The sequence below is a fragment of the Streptomyces sp. V4I2 genome (assembly GCF_030817655.1).
Taxonomy (GTDB): Bacteria; Actinomycetota; Actinomycetes; order Streptomycetales; family Streptomycetaceae; genus Streptomyces; species Streptomyces plumbiresistens.
In genome coordinates this window covers 2,331,917-2,349,149 of sequence record NZ_JAUSZM010000003.1, presented here as the reverse complement: position 1 = coordinate 2,349,149, position 17,233 = coordinate 2,331,917, and the positions used below count along the sequence as shown (strand labels likewise).

The 17,233-nt window shown below is 72.5% G+C and carries 13 protein-coding genes; 12 read left to right on the top strand and 1 reads right to left on the bottom strand.

Going from position 1 to position 17,233, the window contains the following annotated elements; genetic code table 11:
- The first annotated feature begins 41 nt into the window (after positions 1–41).
- The 12 genes from QFZ76_RS11705 to QFZ76_RS11650 all read left to right on the top strand — a co-directional run bounded on the left by QFZ76_RS11705 (position 42) and on the right by QFZ76_RS11650 (position 15,841).
- Positions 42–725: a hypothetical protein gene (locus tag QFZ76_RS11705; protein ID WP_307673649.1), complete on the top strand. Its 684-nt coding sequence runs from the start codon at positions 42–44 to the stop codon at positions 723–725.
- The gene (locus tag QFZ76_RS11700) at positions 722–1,408 is read left to right on the top strand and encodes a hypothetical protein (protein WP_307673648.1); all 687 of its coding nucleotides are present in this window, start codon (positions 722–724) and stop codon (positions 1,406–1,408) included. The genes QFZ76_RS11705 and QFZ76_RS11700 overlap by 4 nt, the downstream gene beginning before the upstream one ends.
- 10 nt (positions 1,409–1,418) lie before the next feature.
- Positions 1,419–1,799, top strand: a complete 381-nt coding sequence (locus tag QFZ76_RS11695; protein WP_307673647.1) for a hypothetical protein — start codon at positions 1,419–1,421, stop codon at positions 1,797–1,799.
- Entirely contained in the window at positions 1,792–2,931 is a 1,140-nt protein-coding gene (locus QFZ76_RS11690) for a hypothetical protein (RefSeq protein WP_307673646.1), read from the top strand. The genes QFZ76_RS11695 and QFZ76_RS11690 overlap by 8 nt, the downstream gene beginning before the upstream one ends.
- Before the next feature lie 44 nt (positions 2,932–2,975).
- Complete coding sequence (locus QFZ76_RS11685) at positions 2,976–3,512, top strand: phage baseplate assembly protein V (protein WP_307673645.1); 537 nt, start codon at positions 2,976–2,978, stop codon at positions 3,510–3,512.
- A 41-nt stretch (positions 3,513–3,553) separates the two neighbouring features.
- On the top strand, positions 3,554–3,889 hold the full coding sequence (locus QFZ76_RS11680; RefSeq protein ID WP_307673644.1) for a hypothetical protein: 336 nt from the start codon (positions 3,554–3,556) through the stop codon (positions 3,887–3,889).
- Positions 3,886–4,287 carry a GPW/gp25 family protein gene (locus QFZ76_RS11675; RefSeq protein WP_266442446.1) on the top strand — a complete coding sequence of 134 codons (402 nt, stop codon included), beginning with the start codon at positions 3,886–3,888 and terminating at the stop codon, positions 4,285–4,287. The genes QFZ76_RS11680 and QFZ76_RS11675 overlap by 4 nt, the downstream gene beginning before the upstream one ends.
- The gene (locus QFZ76_RS11670) at positions 4,284–7,379 is read left to right on the top strand and encodes a putative baseplate assembly protein (protein ID WP_307673643.1); all 3,096 of its coding nucleotides are present in this window, start codon (positions 4,284–4,286) and stop codon (positions 7,377–7,379) included. The genes QFZ76_RS11675 and QFZ76_RS11670 overlap by 4 nt, the downstream gene beginning before the upstream one ends.
- Positions 7,376–11,194, top strand: coding sequence for a putative baseplate assembly protein (locus QFZ76_RS11665; RefSeq protein WP_307673642.1), 3,819 nt, complete (start codon positions 7,376–7,378; stop codon positions 11,192–11,194). The genes QFZ76_RS11670 and QFZ76_RS11665 overlap by 4 nt, the downstream gene beginning before the upstream one ends.
- A complete protein-coding gene (locus QFZ76_RS11660) occupies positions 11,194–13,344 on the top strand; it encodes a hypothetical protein (protein ID WP_307673641.1) in 2,151 nt (716 codons plus the stop codon). The genes QFZ76_RS11665 and QFZ76_RS11660 overlap by 1 nt, the downstream gene beginning before the upstream one ends.
- A 65-nt stretch (positions 13,345–13,409) precedes the next feature.
- Positions 13,410–14,960: a DUF6519 domain-containing protein gene (locus tag QFZ76_RS11655; RefSeq protein WP_307673640.1), complete on the top strand. Its 1,551-nt coding sequence runs from the start codon at positions 13,410–13,412 to the stop codon at positions 14,958–14,960.
- The gene (locus tag QFZ76_RS11650; protein WP_307673639.1) at positions 14,960–15,841 is read left to right on the top strand and encodes a peptidoglycan-binding protein; all 882 of its coding nucleotides are present in this window, start codon (positions 14,960–14,962) and stop codon (positions 15,839–15,841) included. The genes QFZ76_RS11655 and QFZ76_RS11650 overlap by 1 nt, the downstream gene beginning before the upstream one ends.
- A gap of 16 nt (positions 15,842–15,857) precedes the next feature.
- On the opposite strand, the gene QFZ76_RS11645 is transcribed toward QFZ76_RS11650, so the two are convergent.
- On the bottom strand, positions 15,858–17,201 hold the full coding sequence (locus QFZ76_RS11645) for a M1 family metallopeptidase (RefSeq protein ID WP_307673638.1): 1,344 nt from the start codon (positions 17,199–17,201) through the stop codon (positions 15,858–15,860).
- Positions 17,202–17,233: the final 32 nt, after the last annotated feature.

The following is a 17,233-nucleotide window of genomic DNA, read 5'->3' as shown; positions in this document are numbered from 1 at the left end:
ATCGTCACCTGCTTGACGCATGCCTTGGGAATAGAGGAGAAATGACAGATCTGACGCCCTATGAACGCAGTTGGGTCAGCGTGCTCGACGAACTGCGATCCTGTGCTGCGCTTCAGGTGTCCCGGGCTGAGCAGGGGCCGGTGAGCCAGGTTTTCGGTGACGCTCCGACGGAGTTCGCCAGCCTGAAGGAATTCGATGGTATTTCGCTGGATCCGGCCCTGCAGAGGTGTTACTTCCGTTTCGTCTCGATGGCCGCCGTCTGGGAGGTCGTCGAATCGGAGTTCTCCATCGCCGGTGAATTCGACGTCGCGCACATCTCCGACGCGCTGAGTGGAAATCCTCCCGAACTGGGCTGGCCCAATCCCACCCCAGGCGAACGTGAGCTGCTTTCTCAGTTGCGTAGTTTTGACGGAACCACGATGACCGGAGTCGGTCATCTCACCGCGCTGAGAGTCCAACCCGGCGTCCCGAACCCCGAGTTGTGGTTCGACGTCGGCCCACTCGGTGTGCATCGGATGGACCTTGACTACTGCGCGTACCTGGATGCCTTGCGCGTAACGAAGGGAACCTTCGGCTGGCAGTACCTCTTCACAGAGGTCTCCCTGGCCCAGGAGGACTACGAGGGCACCGCGCGGAGGCTGACGGGAATGCTCGATCTCTTCCCACGTCTCTTTCCCGCATACGACTACTCGGACCTCCGGGCCCGTCTGGAGGCCCGGCTGTGACCCGCTACGCCGACATCCCCAAACCCATCCGCTCCGGAATAGTCGTGGTCAACCCCGACACCGGCACCCCCCAGCGGATCATCGTCCTGCAGTTCAACCCGGACACCCTCGAACGCAGCGTGAGTCCCCAGTCGGCCGGCGACAGCGGCGACGCCGGAGGCGGCGGCACCGGCAGCGGGGACCGCAACGAGGCGCTCCGTCTCAAGGGCCCCGCCCAGGAGACCTGGAAGTTCACCGCCGAGATCGACGCCACCGACCAGTTCGAGATCGCCGCGCCCGACGGCATCCACCCGCAGCTCGCGACCCTCGAGATGCTCGTGCAGCCGACGACCGCCCAACTGCGCGCGGCGAGCCGGCTGTCGCAGAAGGGGACCATCGAGATCAGTCCGATCGAGATGCCGTTGACGCTGTTCACCTGGGGCAGCAAGCGGGTCATGCCGGTCCGGCTGACCGAACTGTCCGTCAACGAGTCCGCGTTCGACGTGAACCTCAACCCGATCCGGGCCTCGCTCAGCATCGGCATGAAGATCCTCACCGTCAGCGACCTGCCCGCCGGACACCGCGGCGCCGACCTCTACATGGCGCACCTCGCGCAGAAGGAGCGGCTCGCCGCGGCGGCCCGGGGCGGCAGCCTCGGCTCGCTCGGGCTCGCCGGAACGAACGCCGTGATCGGAAGGGGCTGAACAGCACACCATGGCCGACATCGAGCCGTACGAGAACGCCCTCGACGCCATCCCGGGCGCCCACCCCTACCCCCGCACCAGCCGCTACCACGACGCCGAGATCGGCATCCACCGGCAGCCCGACGGGACCGAAGTCCGGTACACCAAGCGCCGGTTGCTGCCTCCACTGGAGCAGCTGGAGGAGCAGGAGACCCAGGGCCACGTCGTCGGCAGCGGCGAGCGCCCCGACCTGCTCGCCCAGCGCTACCTCGGCGACGTCGGCCAGTGGTGGCAGATCGCCGACGCCAACCCCGTACTCGACCCACGGGAGCTGACGGACGAGGCCGGACGCGTCATCGACATCCCGCTCACCGGTGGCTTCCCCGGCGGCAGGGGAGACCGGCGTGTTTGATCTGCCCGTCGGGCAAGGCCCCGTCCACATCACGCTCCTCATGGGGCCCAAGCTCGCCCGGCCGGTCCCCGCCGAGGTCACCGAGGCGCTGCTGTCCGCCCAGATCACCGCCACGGCGGGGGAGCGCAGCGGCTTCCAGCTGGCCTTCGACCTCACCAAGACCGGCATGATCAGCCGGCGGCTGCTGCCCGAGGGGTTCTTCGACCCCAAGACCCGGATCATCGTGACCGTCGCGGTCAAGGGCACCCCCGACGTGCTCTTCGACGGCCTGATCGTCCGGCACGAGGTCGGCGCCAGCAACCAGCCCGGCCACTCCACCCTCACCGTCACCGGCGAGGACCTCACCCTCCTGATGGACCTGGAGGAGCGCACCGCCCGCTATCCCAACCTGCCGCCGTCCGAACGGGTCCTCGCCATCCTGCGCCGGTACTCCGACTACGGCATCCGGCCCGACGTCTACACCGAGAAGATCGCCCAGCCCCCGCACCAGGACCTCCGCGTGCACTACCAGACGGGCACCGACCTCCAGTACGTCACCGAACTCGCCCGCGCCAACGGCTACACGTTCTACCTGGAGCCCGGCCCCAACCCCGGCCAGTCCTCGGCCCGTTGGGGCCCGGAGGTCCGCCTCGGCATCCGCCAGCACGCCCTCAACGTCAACATGGACGCCAACACGACCGTGGACCAGCTGACGTTCGCGTACGACGGGACGGCCAGGGAGGAGCCCCAGGCCCGTTGGCAGGACCCGGGCACCCGGCAGTCCACCCTCCTCCCGCAACCGCCGATCAGCCCCCTGCGCCCGCCCCTCGGCAGGCGGCCCACCCCGGCCCTCAAGCGCAGGACCCTGTCCGGCACCGCCAAGCAGCAGCGCGAGCAGGCCGAGGCCGAGCTTCTCGCCCGCGCCGCGGTCTCCGCCGACGTCGTCTCCGGCTCCGGCTCGCTCGACGTCAACCGGCACGGCTACATCCTGCAGCCGCGCCAGCTCGTCGGCGTCCGCGGCTCGGGACGGGCGTACGACGGCGACTACTACGTCAAGTCCGTCACGCACAACCTGCGCCCGGGCTCGTACCACCAGAACTTCACCCTCTCCAGGGAAGGCCTGGAAGCCCGCAGCGACCACGTCCGGCCGTAGCGCAGCCGACGAGACAACTCACCGATCACCAGGAGCAGTTCAGCATGGCGGCACCCAGTAATCGCTACCTCGGCAAGTTCCGCGGCCGGGTCGTCAGCAACGACGACCCGCTGCGCATCGGCCGTGTCACCGTCGAGGTCCCGGACGTCCTCGGCGACGAGCCGTCGACCTGGGCGCTGCCCTGCCTGCCGTTCACCGGGCCCGAGTCGGGGCAGTTCGTGGTGCCGCCCCCCGGCGCGGGCGTCTGGGTGGAGTTCGAGCAGGGGGATCCCAGCTTCCCGGTGTGGACGGGGTGCTGGTACGGCGCCGCCGAGGAGCTGCCGCCCGACGCGCGTCGCGAGCTGCAGGCGAACTCGCCGAACAAGCCGGTCGTCGTGCAGACACCGCAGGCGCACAAGATCGTCATGAACGACACCGCCGGCGCCGAGCAGGGAATCCTGCTCCAGGCCCAGGGCGGCGCCTACATCCGCATCACCAAGGAAGCCGTGGTCATCGCGACCGGCGCGGGCGCCGAGATCGTCCTGCGCGGCCGGGAAGTGACCATCAACGAGGGCCAGTTGACCGTGCTCTCGAAGCGATAGACGAGCGATAGCAGAACGAAAGAAGACGGGGAGAGAAGAAGTTGCCCGGGAGTCTGCTCGATGCCGGCGCCGTGATCGGCTGCCCGCACGGCGGCCGTGTCACCGCCGCCACCACGCCCTCCGGTGGCGTGCTCAGCCAAGGGGTCGCCGTCGCCACGGCCACGCACGGTTACGTCGTCGCCGGCTGCCCCCACACCGTCGGCGGTGTGCCCACGCCCTGTGTCTCGGTCCGCTGGACGGCCGACGGCACCGGCGTCACGGTCGACGGCGCACCCGTGCTGCTCGACACCTCAGCGGCCCAGTGCCTCACGGCGGCCTTCGTGCCGCAGGGCCCGCCCGTCGTCCAGGCCGCACAGCGAAAGGTCACCATCCGATGAGCCGCCAGACGAGCGCGCGTGGCACCCGCCCACGCTCCGACCTCGCGTTCCCCTTCCACGCCGACCGCCGGGGCCGTACCGCGCACGCCGGCCACGCCGAGCACGTCCACGACCTGGTCGAACAACTGCTGTTCACCAGCCCCGGCGAGCGTGTGATGCGTCCCGACTTCGGCTGCGGACTCCTCGACCTGGTCTTCGCCCCGAACAGCCCCGAGCTCGTCAGCACCCTCGAACTCTCCGTGCAGGCGGCGCTGCAGCGCTGGCTCGGCGACCTCATCGAGGTGATCGCCCTCGACATCGAGAGCGCGGACAACGCGGTACGCGTCCACCTGTCGTACGCCGTCCGCGCCACCGGCACCGTGCGCGAGGACGTCTTCGAAGGGCGGGCCGCCGCATGACGAACACGACCACCTCCCGGCGGGCCAAGGTGAGAGCCGCACAGCTCAACGGAGTCGACGCCGTCGAGGTGAGCGACGACGGGCTGCTGCTCACCGTCACCTTCCTCGGCAAGGCCCCGCACGGCCTCGGCCCCGAGAACATCCGTGTCGACGGCGGCCGCCGCGTCACCGGAATCACCGCCGTCGACGTCAGCATCGAGCGCGAGGAGGGCCCGGAGCTCGACGACCGGCTCTACGTCACCCTCGACCGGGCCGGCGACACCTCCCGCTACCGGCTCTCGCTCGTCGAGACCGACCCGTACGGACGCCCCGGCACCGCCCCCTTCCGCGGCTTCGACCAGCGCTACCACAGCGCGTCCTTCGCCTTCCGGCCCGACTGCCCGACGCCCTTCGACTGCGAGGACGAGCACGCCGAGAAGCCGGACTTCCCGGACGCGCCGGTCATCGACTACACGGCCCGCGACTACGACACCATCCGCAAGCTCCTCCTGGACCGGCTCGCGCTCACCACCCCCGACTGGGTCGAGCGCAACCCGGCCGACCTCGGCACGACCCTCGTCGAGCTGCTCGCGTACACCGGCGACCAGATCAGCTACCAGCAGGACGCGGTCGCCACCGAGGCCTACCTCGACACCGCGCGCCGCCGCGTCTCCGTACGCCGGCACGTGCGGCTCATCGACTACGCGATGCACGACGGCTGCACCGCGCGGGCGTACGTCGCCGTCGAGACCGCCGGCGACCACACGCTCGCCGCGGGCACCTACCGCTTCGCCTCCGTCGACGTCCGCAGCCTCGACCCGCACGACCGCCCCGAACCCGGCACGGTCGTCGACGAGAACGACCTCGCCGACCTCGACGAGCGCGGCTCGGTGGAGGTCTTCGAACCGGTCGTCGCCGCCGACCCGCTGGAACTGAAGGTCGCGCACAACGCGATCCGGCTGTGGACCTGGGGCGGCGAGGTGTGCACCCTGCCCGCCGGAGCCACCGCCGCCACCCTGCGCGACGAGTGGGACGACCCGGAGACCTGCCGAGAACGCCAACTGGGCCTCAAGCCCGGCGACTTGCTGATCCTGGAGGAGGTGAAGGGGCCGCGCACCGGCACCCCCGGCGACGCCGACCCCGCCCACCGCCAGGTCGTACGCCTCACCTCCGTCGCCCCCGCCCTCGACCGCATCGAGGACCAGCCGGTCCTCGAGATCACCTGGGCCGCCGAGGACGCGCTCCGCTTCCCGCTCTGCCTCACCACGCGCGGCGGACGCGACTGCCTGCCCGTCGAGGACGTGACGCTGGCCCGCGGGAACGTCGTCCTCGTCGACCACGGCCGCACCCTCACCGGGCTCCCCGAGACGGTCACCGTGCCGCCGGAGCCCGCCGTCGTCGCGCCCTGCGACCGGCCCGCCTTCGGCTGCCACGACCGCGAGGAGGGCAACGCGCCGGCCCGGCTCATCGGCTCCCTCACGGACAAGGCCGAGTCGGGCGAGGCGCTGGTACCGGACGACGTCCGCGAGCTGTTCACCACCGTGGGCGAGGCGGCGACCGTACGCGCCGGACTCGGCCTGGAGCGGGCCGGACAGCGGCACGAACGTGTCGTCCCCGGCACGGCGTACGCCCAGGCGGCCGCCCTGCGAACCCTGCTCGCCCAGTCCGTCTACCCGGGGATCCGGCCCCGCTTCCGGCCCCTCCTCGGCCGCTCGCCGGTCGTGCAGGCGGTGCCGTTCCCCGACCCGGCCATCGTCGCCGCGGGGCAGGCCGAGCGGATCGCCGCGATCCCAGGACGCGTCCGGCAGCGGCTCGTCGACCTGTGGCGCGGCGCCCGCGACCGCGACGGGCTCGGCGAGGAGGAGATCGCCGAACTCGCCGTCGTCTACGGCCTGAAGGTTCTGGAGCGCCTCGAACTGCGCCGCCACCCGGTGCGCGGCCTGCGCGAACTCCTGCACCGCAGCGACCAGTTGCTCGACGGCAAGCTGCGCCGCGTGGAGATCCTCACCGCACGGGCCCGCGCGGGCGCGGTCCTCGACGGTCACATCGCCTGGGAGATCGCCCACAGCTGGGGCCCGGCGTACGCGGCCGGACTGCACCCCGACGAGCCGGTGCTCCGCGGCTCCGCGACCGCCGCGCTCACCCAGGACCCGCGCCGGGCGCTGCCCGCCGTACGGCTCCACCAGGACGACCTGGTCTGGGAGCCGCGCCGGGACCTCCTCGACAGCACCTCCCGTGACCGGCACTTCGTCGGCGAACTGGAGGACGACGGCCGCCTCGCCCTGCGCTTCGGCGACGGCCGGCACGGCGCCGAGCCGGCACCGGGGTCCCGGCTCGCCCTGCGCTACCGCCTCGGCGGCGGCGGCGCGGGCAACGTCGGCGCGGAGGCCGTCAACCACCTGGTCATCCAGAGCGACTGCGAACAGCCGCCCGCCGCCGTCGTCCGCAACCCGCTGCCCGCCACCGGCGGCACCGAGCCCGAACCCGTCGAGCAGGCCCGCCAGCTGGCCCCGCTCGACCTGCGCCGCACCCGGCTGCGCGCGGTCACCGCCGAGGACTACGCGGCCCTCGCCTCCGCCCTGCCGGGCGTCCAGCGGGCGGCCGCCGACATCCGCTGGACCGGCAGCACGCAGGAGGCCCACATCGCGATCGACGCCTACGGCAGCGCACAGCCGTCGGCCGAGCTGCTCGCCCGCGTCGAGCAGTCCCTGGAGGCGTACCGGCGCATCGGCCACGACCTCGTGGTCGGTCCCGCCCGCCTGATACCGCTGGACATCGCGCTCACCGTGTGCGCCGCGCCGGGCCACCAGCACGGACAGATCCTGGCCGAGCTGTACCGGGTCCTGGGCACCGGACGCAACGGCTTCTTCCACCCGGACGCGCTGACCTTCGGCGAACCCGTGCGGCTCAGCCGCCTGGTCGCCGTCGCCGCGGCCGTTCCCGGCGTGGAGAGCGTCCAAGTCACCCGGTTGCGACGGCTGTTCGAGCAAGACCGAGGCGAGAGGGAGGACGGCGTGCTGCGGCTCGGCCCGCTGGAGATCGCCACCTGCGACAACGACCCGGACCGGCCGGAGAACGGCCTGCTGGCGATATCCCTGGGAGGTGCCCGATGACGTCCATCGACTCCACCGTCGAGGGGTGCAACTGCGGCGGCGCCTGCCGCGGCGGCCACGACGAGCGCCTCGCGCCCGCCCCGCCGCACAACCCGCCCGGCCGCACCGCCCTCGACTACCGCGTCGGCGAATACGGCTCCTTCCTGGCCGCCCTGCTGGACCGGCTCGCCTCACCCGCGTACCCGGCCCTGCACGGCCTGACCGTCCGCACCCCCGACGACCCGGCGATCGGCCTGCTCGACGCCACCGCGGTCCTCGGCGACCTGCTGACCTTCCACTCAGAGCGGATCGCCGACGAGGCCTACATCCGTACGGCCAACGAGCACCGCTCGCTGGTCCTGCTCGGCCGGCTCGTCGGCCACCGGCCGCGCCCGGGCGTCGCCGCGAGCACCTACCTGGCGTACACCCTCGAACGCGACCCGCGCGCGGAGGCACTGCCCGTGCGGATCCCGCGCGGCGCCCGCAGCCACAGCGTGCCCGCCTCCGCCGACGAGCAGTCCCTGACCTTCGAGACCAGCAGCGACCTGACGGCCCGCTGGGACTGGAACGAGCTGAAGGTACGCAGGCGCCGGCCCTCCCTGGTGACCCCCGCGGATCTGGAGCGCCGTTCCGAACTCTTCGTCGAGGGGACCGCCAACTCCCTGCAGACCGGGGACCAGCTGCTCTTCGTCTTCGGTGAACAGGCGGGCGGTGAGCGGAAGTTGCTGCCCGTCGCCAGGACGCGGATCGACCGCGACGACGAGATCACGGCGATCTCCCTGCCGAAGTCGGCCCCGCCGACGCCGAAGGAACTCCTCGACGAGGTACGGCGTTGGACCGCCGAGCCCGCGGTGCCGGGTGAACCGGGTGACGAGCCGCCGACCCCTGAGGTGCCGAACCCGCGCCCGGTGAGCCGGCTGGTCGACGACATCGACGACCAGGTCCTCGACCCGCTGCGGACGGATCTGGACGGGATCAAGACCCCCGAGCAACTCGCGAATCGGCTCGCGGAGCCCGTCGCCCGCCTCGGCGAGGCGCAGGTGCTGGCCGAGGCGTATGAGGATGTGGCTGCGTGGTTCGAGCAGCTGGAGGCTGTGCTGGCGGAACTTGCCGAGCGGGCGTTGGAGTTGGCGCCGGCGCAGACGGTGAGTGCCGGGATCGGTGGTCGAGCGGCTGCGGCGGCGTCGGGGCCGGGCGCGCCCACGCGGCGGAGCCGCATATCGACACGGCCCGCGCCCCTACCCGGCGATTCTCGCGCCGCCGCTCTGCAGGCTCTGGCCGCTGTCCTCCCCGCCCTGACCGCATCGACCCCCACCTCAGGCACTGGCACGTCACGCCCCGCCACCGACCCCGCCCGCCTCCTCGCCGCCCTCAACCCCGCCCTCGGCAGCCTCTACCCCGCCTGGCGCACGGCCGCCGCTCCCGGCGCCCCGCAGCTGCTGCGGGAACTGCTCGCGATGCGGGTCACCGTTGCCCCCTTCGGCGCCACGGCCCCGCTCAAGCCGGTCCAGGACAACCGGGGCCGGGTCATCCGCACCGCGGACTGGCCGCTCACGGGCGCGGCGCTGGTGAGCATGCGGGTGGTGTACGACACCGGCGGCAAGGTCCCGGTCCGGGCGGAGTTCCAGTACGTCGAGGGCAGCAGCTCCGACCAGCGCGCCGAGAACCTGCCGGTCCCGCAGTTCGCCACGTTCCCGTTGGGCACGGGCCAGGTCGACCTGTCCGTACGCTCCGGCCAGGACCGCGAGCTGAACTGGCTGAACCGCCGCCCGGCCGACTCCCAGGAGCCCGGCGTCACCGCCCGCCTCCACTCGGGTCTGCCCGAGCGCACCCTGTTCGTGTCGCGGCCCGGGGACGACGGTCTGGTCCAGGTGGGCGTCCACAACGGTACGGCGCAGCAGATCGCCCTGCGGCCGGGCGCCTCGGAGCAGTTCACCCACGGCGACTACGAGGTGAGCCTCAGGTACACGGTGGGCAGCGCCGAACCCCATGTCGAGATCGTCATCGCCAGCAAGCCGCAGCCCGTCAACCGCACCGTGCTGCAACTCGACACCGTGCACGACGGGATCACCGTCGGCAGCTGGGTCGCGGTCCGGCGCCCCGCCAAGGGCGCCGAGGACGGCGTACCCGGCGACGCCAAGCTCGCCTTCGTCACCACCCAGGTCGTGGCCGCGCGCACGGCGGCGTACACCAACTACGGCATCACCGGCCGCGGCACCGAACTCACCCTCGCCGACCCCTGGCTGGACGAGTTCGACGTGTTGCTGTCGCACATCCGCGCCACCACCGTGCACGCGGCGGGCGAGCCGCTGCGCCTCGCGGACGAGCCCCTCGGCGAGGACGTCCACGGCAACGAGATCGAACTCGCCGAGCTGCACGACGGGCTGGGGCCGGGACGCACGCTCGTCGTCACCGGTGAGCGCAGCGACATCCCGGGGGCCATCGCCGCCACCGAGGTCGTCACGATCGCCGCCGCCGACCCGGCCGCCGACCCCCAGCTGCCCGGCGACCGCGTGCACACCAGGCTCACCCTGACCACCGACCTCGCCCACCGCTACCGCCGGGAGACCGTCCGCATCCTCGGCAACGTCGTCGAGGCCACCCACGGCGAGAGCCGGGACGAGGCGATCGGCAGCGGCGACTCGGACCGGGTCAACCAGACCTTCGCGCTCTGGCAGTCGCCGCTCACCTGGCTGGCCGACGACAACCCCCTCGGTGCCACAGCGGTGTTGGAGGTCCGGGTCGACGGCCTCCTCTGGCACGAGGTCGACAGCCTCGCCGGACGCGGCCCGCGCGAGCGCGTCTACATCACCGGCTCCACCGCCGACGGCCGTACGACGGTGACCTTCGGCGACGGCGTGCACGGCGCCCGGCTGCCCACCGGACACGACAACGTCCACGCCCGCTACCGCTTCGGCACCGGCAGGGCCGCCAACGTCCCCGCCGACCGGATCAGCCAGCCGCTCACCCGCCCGCTGGGCGTCACCGCGGTCACCAACCCCCGCCCGGCCGGCGGCGGCGCGGACGCGGACGGGCCCGGCCTGACCCGCCGTACGATCCCCCTCGCGGTCTCCGCCCTGGACCGGCTCGTCTCCCCGTCCGACTACGAGGACTTCGCCCGCTCCCGGGCCGGCATCGGCCGGGCCGCCGCGCGTGAGCTCTTCGACGGCCGGCGGCGCGTGCTGCACGTGACCGTCGCGGGCACGGACGACGTGCCGGTCGGCGAGGAGACCCTGCGCCCCCTGCGCGGAGCGCTCACCGAGTACGGCGACCCCGGCCTCCCCGTCCGCGTCGACGCGCGGGAACTGGTCCTGCTGCTCGTCGCCGCCAAGGTGAAGGTGGCCCCGGACCACGCCTGGGAGACGGTGGAACCACGCCTTCGCCAGGCTCTGCTGCGCCGGCTCGGCTACGAGGGACGGGAGCCGGCGCGGCCCGCCCGCCTCTCCGAACTCCTGGCCGCGGCCCACACCGTGCCCGGTGTCGACTACGTGGACGTGGACGTGTTCACGGGTGTCCCCGCGTCCGCCACTCCGCAGGAGCTGACCGACCTGCTCACCGACCCCGGCGCGCCCAGGGCATCCGTCCCCGCGCATCCGGCGACGTACGACGAGAAGGTCCACAGGGTTCGCGCCGAGAACGGCGAGACGCTGACGGAGATCTGCGCCCGCTACGGCATCCCGCTCGCCGAACTCCTGCGCCTCAACCCCGACATCACCGACACCCGGCGCCTGCCCAAGGGCCGGTCGGTGTTCGTCTTCCGCGGCATCCGCCCCGCCCAGCTGGCCCTGCTGTCGCCGCGCGCCGCGGACACCCTGATTCTGACGGAGGTCAAGTGATGGCTGCCAACTCTGCGGATGTCGAGTTGGACACCGCAACCCCGGCGACGACCCGGGAGCCCGACGGCCTCGCCGCCCTGCTGCCCCGCTGGCACCTCCTGCGCGACGCCGAGGAGGGCGAACCGCTGCGCGCGCTGCTCGCCGTGATCGCCGAGCAGCTCGACCGGGTCCGCGACGGCGTCGAGCAGGGCTACGAGGACCTGTTCGTGGAGACGGCGGCGCCCTGGGTGCTGCCGTACCTCGGCGACCTCGTCGGCTACCGCACCCTGCCCGGCTACGAGCGCGTCCTCACCGAGGGCCTGCACGACGGCGGCCGCGACGCGCTGGCCGAGGCGATCGCCCCGCGCGCCGACGTGGCGGCCACCGTCGCCAACCGCCGCCGCAAGGGCACGCTGCACCTCCTGGAGGAGATCTCCGAGCAGGTGGCCGGCTGGCCGGCGCGGGCCGTCGAACTGTCGCGGCTGGTCGCCCACAACCAGCCGGTGAAGCTCTACCGGGACACGGGCAGGGGACGTCTCGCCGACCTCCGGGACGGCTCCGCGCTCGCCCTCGCGGGCGGCCCCTTCGACGCGGCGGCCCGCACAGTGGATGTGCGCCGGTCCAACTCCACCAAAAAGCAAGGCGGTCGGACCCCCGCCGGAGTCGGTCTCTTCGTCTGGCGCCTCAAGCCGTACGCGCTGACCGCCTCCCCGGCGTACTGCATCGACCGCGCCCGCAACCTGTACACCTTCTCCATCCTCGGCAACGACACCCCCCTGGCCACCAAGCCGGTCCCGGAGCCGTCGCCCACCCACCTCGCCACCGTCGACAACGTGCCCGCCCTCATCACCCGCCGCCTGCTCCACGACCGGCTCGCCGACTACTACGGCCCCGGCAAGAGCCTGGTCATCCGGCGCGACGGCGAGGACCAGCCCGTACCGCCGTCCGACGTCGTGGTCGCCGACCTGTCCGACTGGCGCTACCGGCCCAAGCGCGGGCAGGTCGCCGTTGACCCCGAGCTCGGGCGGATCGCGTTCGGCTCCCGGTCCGCGCCCCGGCAGGGCGTGTGGGTGGACTACCACTACGCGTCCGGCGCCGACCTGGGCGGCGGCGAGTACGAGCGTCCCGACCGCGTGGCGCGTCCCGACGCCGCCTTCTACCGGGTCGGGCCGGGACAGCCGTACCGGCAGATCATGGACGCCTACCGGGCCTGGCAGCACGACCGCCGGGCGGACCGGACCGGGCCCGAGGGCATCATCGAGATCACGCACAGCGGCGCCTACCAGGAGCAGCTGGACTTCGACCTCGACCCCGGCGACCGGCTGGAAGTGCGGGCGGCCGAGGGAACCCGGCCGGTGATCCGCCTCCTCGACTGGTACAGCAACCGCCCGGACGCCCTCAACATCCGAGCCGTCAGCGACGACTGTGCCCCGCACGAACGGCCCCGCCTCGTCCTCGACGGGCTCCTCGTCGCCGGGCGCGGCATCAACGTCACCGGCCCGATGGGCGCCGTCGTCGTACGCCACAGCACCCTCGTCCCCGGCTGGTCCCTGGAGCCCGAGTGCGCACCGCACTCGCCGGAGGAGCCCAGCATCGTCCTGGAACGCACCACCGCCTGCCTCCAGATCGAGCACAGCATCCTCGGCACCGTCGAGGTCATCGGCGACGAAGTGAGCGAGGACCCCCTCGACATCCACCTGAGGGACAGCATCCTCGACGCCACCGGCCACGACCGCGAGGCACTGTCCGCACCGGACTGCCGCCACGCCCACGCCGTGCTCCACCTGCACCGGACGACCGTCATCGGCGAGATCCACACCCACGCCGTGCAGATCGCCGAGAACTCGATCCTCACCGGGAAACTGCACGTGGCCCGGCGCGGCACCGGCTGCCTGCGGTACTCGTACGTCCCCGCCGGCTCGCGTACGCCCCGCAGGCACCGATGCCCCACTGGCGTACGCCCGTTGTTCACCTCCGAGCGCTACGGAACGCCCTGGTACGGACAGTTGGCCGACCGCGGGTCGGAGGAGATCCGGCGCGGCTCGGACGACGGCGCCGAGCTGGGCGCCTTCCACGACCTGTACCGGCCGCAGCGCGAGGACGGCCTCCGGGCGCGGCTCGCGGAGTACACGCCCGCGGGCACGGACGCCGGGATCTTCTTCGTGACGTGATGCGCGACGTGAGCAGTGCCGCCGTACGACAACCCGCAGAATCCTGAACCAGGGGGACCCCCTTCATGCACGCTGACCTCTCCCGCTCCACGTTCCGCCCGGAGCGGCACTACACCGCGGTCATCGCCCAGCAGGGCCGCGTCCAGCTCGACGCCGACGCCAACGAGCAGACCGCGATCCAGCTCCACCAGTCCCGCACCCTCGCCGCGGACCTCATCGGCCGGCACGGCGGACCGCGCGACGCGCCGGGCTTCCGCATCGAGTACGTGGGCGGCCGGCACGACATCGACACCCTCCACATCCACGGCGGCCGCTACTACGTCGACGGCATCCTCCTCGACGCCGACCGGCCGGCCCCCGGCACGCCCGTCCCCGACGAGGACGCCGAGGAGCAGGACACCGCGGCCCCGCCCGCGTACTGGACCTACTGGGATCAGCCCGACGGGCACCGCGACCCGGAGAAGCCCGGCGACCGGCTGCCCTCGCCCGCGCAGTCGCCCTTCCTCGTCTACGTCAAGGTGTGGGAGCGGTCGGTGACCGCGGCCGAGGACCCGGCGCTGCGCGAGGTCGCCCTCGGCGCGGCGATGCCGGACACGGCCGCCCGCGTCAAGGTCGTATGGCAGGTACTGCCGCTGTCGCTGGCGGAGTTGGCGATCGAGGAGACCGACCCGTCGAGGGAGGTCGTCCGCGCCGCCTTCGACAAGTGGGCCAAGGGCCGGTCCGCGCACTCCGCCCGCCTCGCCGCCCGCAGCGAGCGGCCCGACCACGCCGACGAGGACCCCTGCCTGGTCAAGCCCGACGCCCGCTACCGCGGCCCGGAGAACCAGCTCTACCGCGTCGAGGTCCACGCCGGCGGCGAGGCCGGGGAGGCCACCTTCAAGTGGTCCCGCGAGAACGGCTCCGTGGTCTTCCCGGTCGACGAACTCGACGGCACCTGGGTGCAGTTGGCCTCGCTCGGCCACGACGACAAGCTGGACCTGGACGTCGGTGACCTCGTCGAGTTCACCGACACCGCCTACGCCTCCCGCCTGGAGGCGCTGCCCCTGCTGCGCGTCGAGGAACTGGACCTGCCCGGCCGCCGGGTCCGCCTGTCCGCCGAGCCGGAGCCGGGCGTCGGCCGGCTGCCCCACCTCAACCCCTTCCTGCGCCGCTGGGACCACCGCGAGGGACCGAAGCGCAAGGGCCGTACCGCCGCCCTGCACGGTGGCGCGCCGAAGGTCGAGGAGGGCGAGTGGCTCCCCTTGGAGGACGGCGTCGAGGTCTACTTCGCCAAGGGCGGCACCTACCGCACCGGCGACCACTGGATCATCCCGGCCCGCACCGCCACCGGCAGCGTCGAGTGGCCGGCCGACCCGGCCCGCCGCCCGCTGCTCCAGGCACCGGCCGGCATCGCCCGCCACTTCGCCCCGCTCGCCCTGGTCAAGGGCGAGGCCGGCGCCGTCGACCTGCGGCTCGCCTTCGTCCCGCTGGCCAGCAGCATCCCGGCGGCGGACGAGGCGACGCTCGCGGCGGAGGAACAGGCCCGCCGGCAGGAACTGGAGGCGGAGACCGACCCCTCGGGCGGCCGGTCGCAGACCACCGCCGAGGCCGAGGCGGCCGTGGAAGGAGACGAGTGATGGCCAAGCCGATCAGCGCGTCCAAGCTGGTGGAGATCCTGCGCGCCGAGGGCCTCACGGTCCACGAGGTGCGCAACTGGCGCTCCCACAACCGCAACACCAAGGGACCCTGGGGCCCGGTGAACGGCGTGATGATCCACCACACCGTCACCTCCGGCACCGCCGCCTCCGTGAACATCTGTTACAACGGCTACTCCGGCCTGCCCGGCCCGCTGTGTCACGGGGTCATCGACAAGAAGGGCCACATCCACCTCGTCGGCAACGGCCGCGCCAACCACGCCGGGCTCGGCGACAGCGACGTCCTGCGCGCCGTGGTCAACGAGGCGAAGCTGCCGCACGACAACGAGGCCGACACCGACGGCAACCGGCACTTCTACGGCTTCGAGTGCGTCAACCTCGGCGACGGCAAGGACCCCTGGCCCGAGGTCCAGAAGGAGGCCATCGAGAAGGTGGCCGCCGCGATCTGCCGCCACCACGGCTGGAGCGAGCGGTCCGTCATCGGCCACAAGGAATGGCAGCCCGGCAAGACGGACCCGCGCGGCTTCACGATGGACGGCATGCGAAAGCGCATAGCCGACCGGCTGGGCGGCAAGGCACAGCCCCCCGACCCGAAGCCCACGCCGTCGAAGCCGTCGTACGAGCCGTTCCCGGGCAGCGGCTTCTTCCACGTCGGGCAGAAGTCCCCGGTCATCACGGCGATGGGCCGCCGCCTGGTCGCCGAGGGCTGCGGCCGCTACGAGGAGGGCCCCGGCCCCGAGTGGACCGAGGCCGACCGCCTCTCCTACCAGGCCTGGCAGCAGAAGCTCCGTTTCAAGGGCAAGGACGCCGACGGCATCCCGGGCAAGGTCAGCTGGGACAAGCTGATGGTGCCCAACTCCTGACCCCGCGCTGCCGCTCCTACCCGGCCATCCGCGTGTCGGCCGTGGGCAGGGGCGGCAGCGCCGTGTCGTACACCCACGCCTGGAACACCTCGTCCAGCGGCTCGGCCGCGAACCGCGCCACATGCGCCGTGAACGTCGTCGTGCTCACCGACCCGCCCCGGTGCAGCCCGGCCCAGCCGCGCAGCATCCGGAAGAAGGCGTCGTCGCCCATCGCGCACCGCACCGCGTGCAGGGTCAGCCCGCCGCGTTCGTAGAGCCGGTCGTCGAACATCGACTTGCGGCCCGGGTCGGCCAGCCGGAGGTCCTGGGGCAGGGAGGACAGCAACCGGTGTGCGGCGGCGGCGTGCCGATGGGCCGGCCGGCCGCCCGACCGCTCCGACCACAGCCACTCCGCGTACTTCGCGAAGCCCTCGTTCAGCCAGATGTGCCGCCAGTCGGCGATGGACACGCTGTTGCCGAACCACTGGTGCGCCAGCTCGTGCGCGACCAGCCGCTCCGAACCCCGCGCCCCGTCCACGTGGTTGGCGCCGAACAGCGACAACCCCTGTGCCTCGACGGGGACATCGAGGTCCTCCTCGGTCACCACCACGGCGTACTCGCCGAACGGGTAGGGCCCGAAGAGCTGTTGGAAGACATGCATCATCTGGGGCTGCCGCGCGAAGTCCCGCGAGAACTCCGCAAGCAGGTGCGCCGGAATGTGCCCGTGCTGCGGCACACCGCCCAGCCCCGGATCACCCAGCAGCACCGTCTGGTACTTGCCGATCGACAGCCCGACCAGATAGCTGGACGTCGGCGCGGACTGCTCGTACACCCAGGTCGTCGTCGACGCCTTCGTGGTCCGGGTCAGCAGGCGCCCGCCGGCCACCACCGAGTACGCCGACGGCGTGGTGATCGAGATCTGGTACGACGCCTTGTCGGCGGGCCGGTCGTTGCACGGGTACCAGGACGGTGCCCCGACCGGCTGGCTCGCCACCAGCGCCCCGTCCTCCAGCTCCTCCCAGCCGAGCCCGCCCCAGGGGCTGGTGACCGGCTTGGGGTTGCCCGACCAGTGCACCTCGACCGTGAAGGCGGCCCCGGCACGGATCGGCTTCACGGGGCGGACCCGCAGCCGCCCGCCCCGGTGCGTGTAGTGCGGCTGCCGCCCTTCCACCCGGACCCGGCCGATCTTGAAGTCGGCGAGATTCAGCACGAACTCCGCGAGCGGCGACCGTCCCGCTATGCCGTTGATCCGGGCCGTCCCGGACAGCCGGTTGGGATCCGGACGGTAGTCCAGCGCGAGCTCGTAGCGGTGCACCCGGTACCGGGGATCACCGTTGGCCGGAAAGTACGGGTCCGGACCCACTGCCTGCTGAACGGTCACTGCTGCGTCTGCTCCCTGCGCTGTGCTCGAAC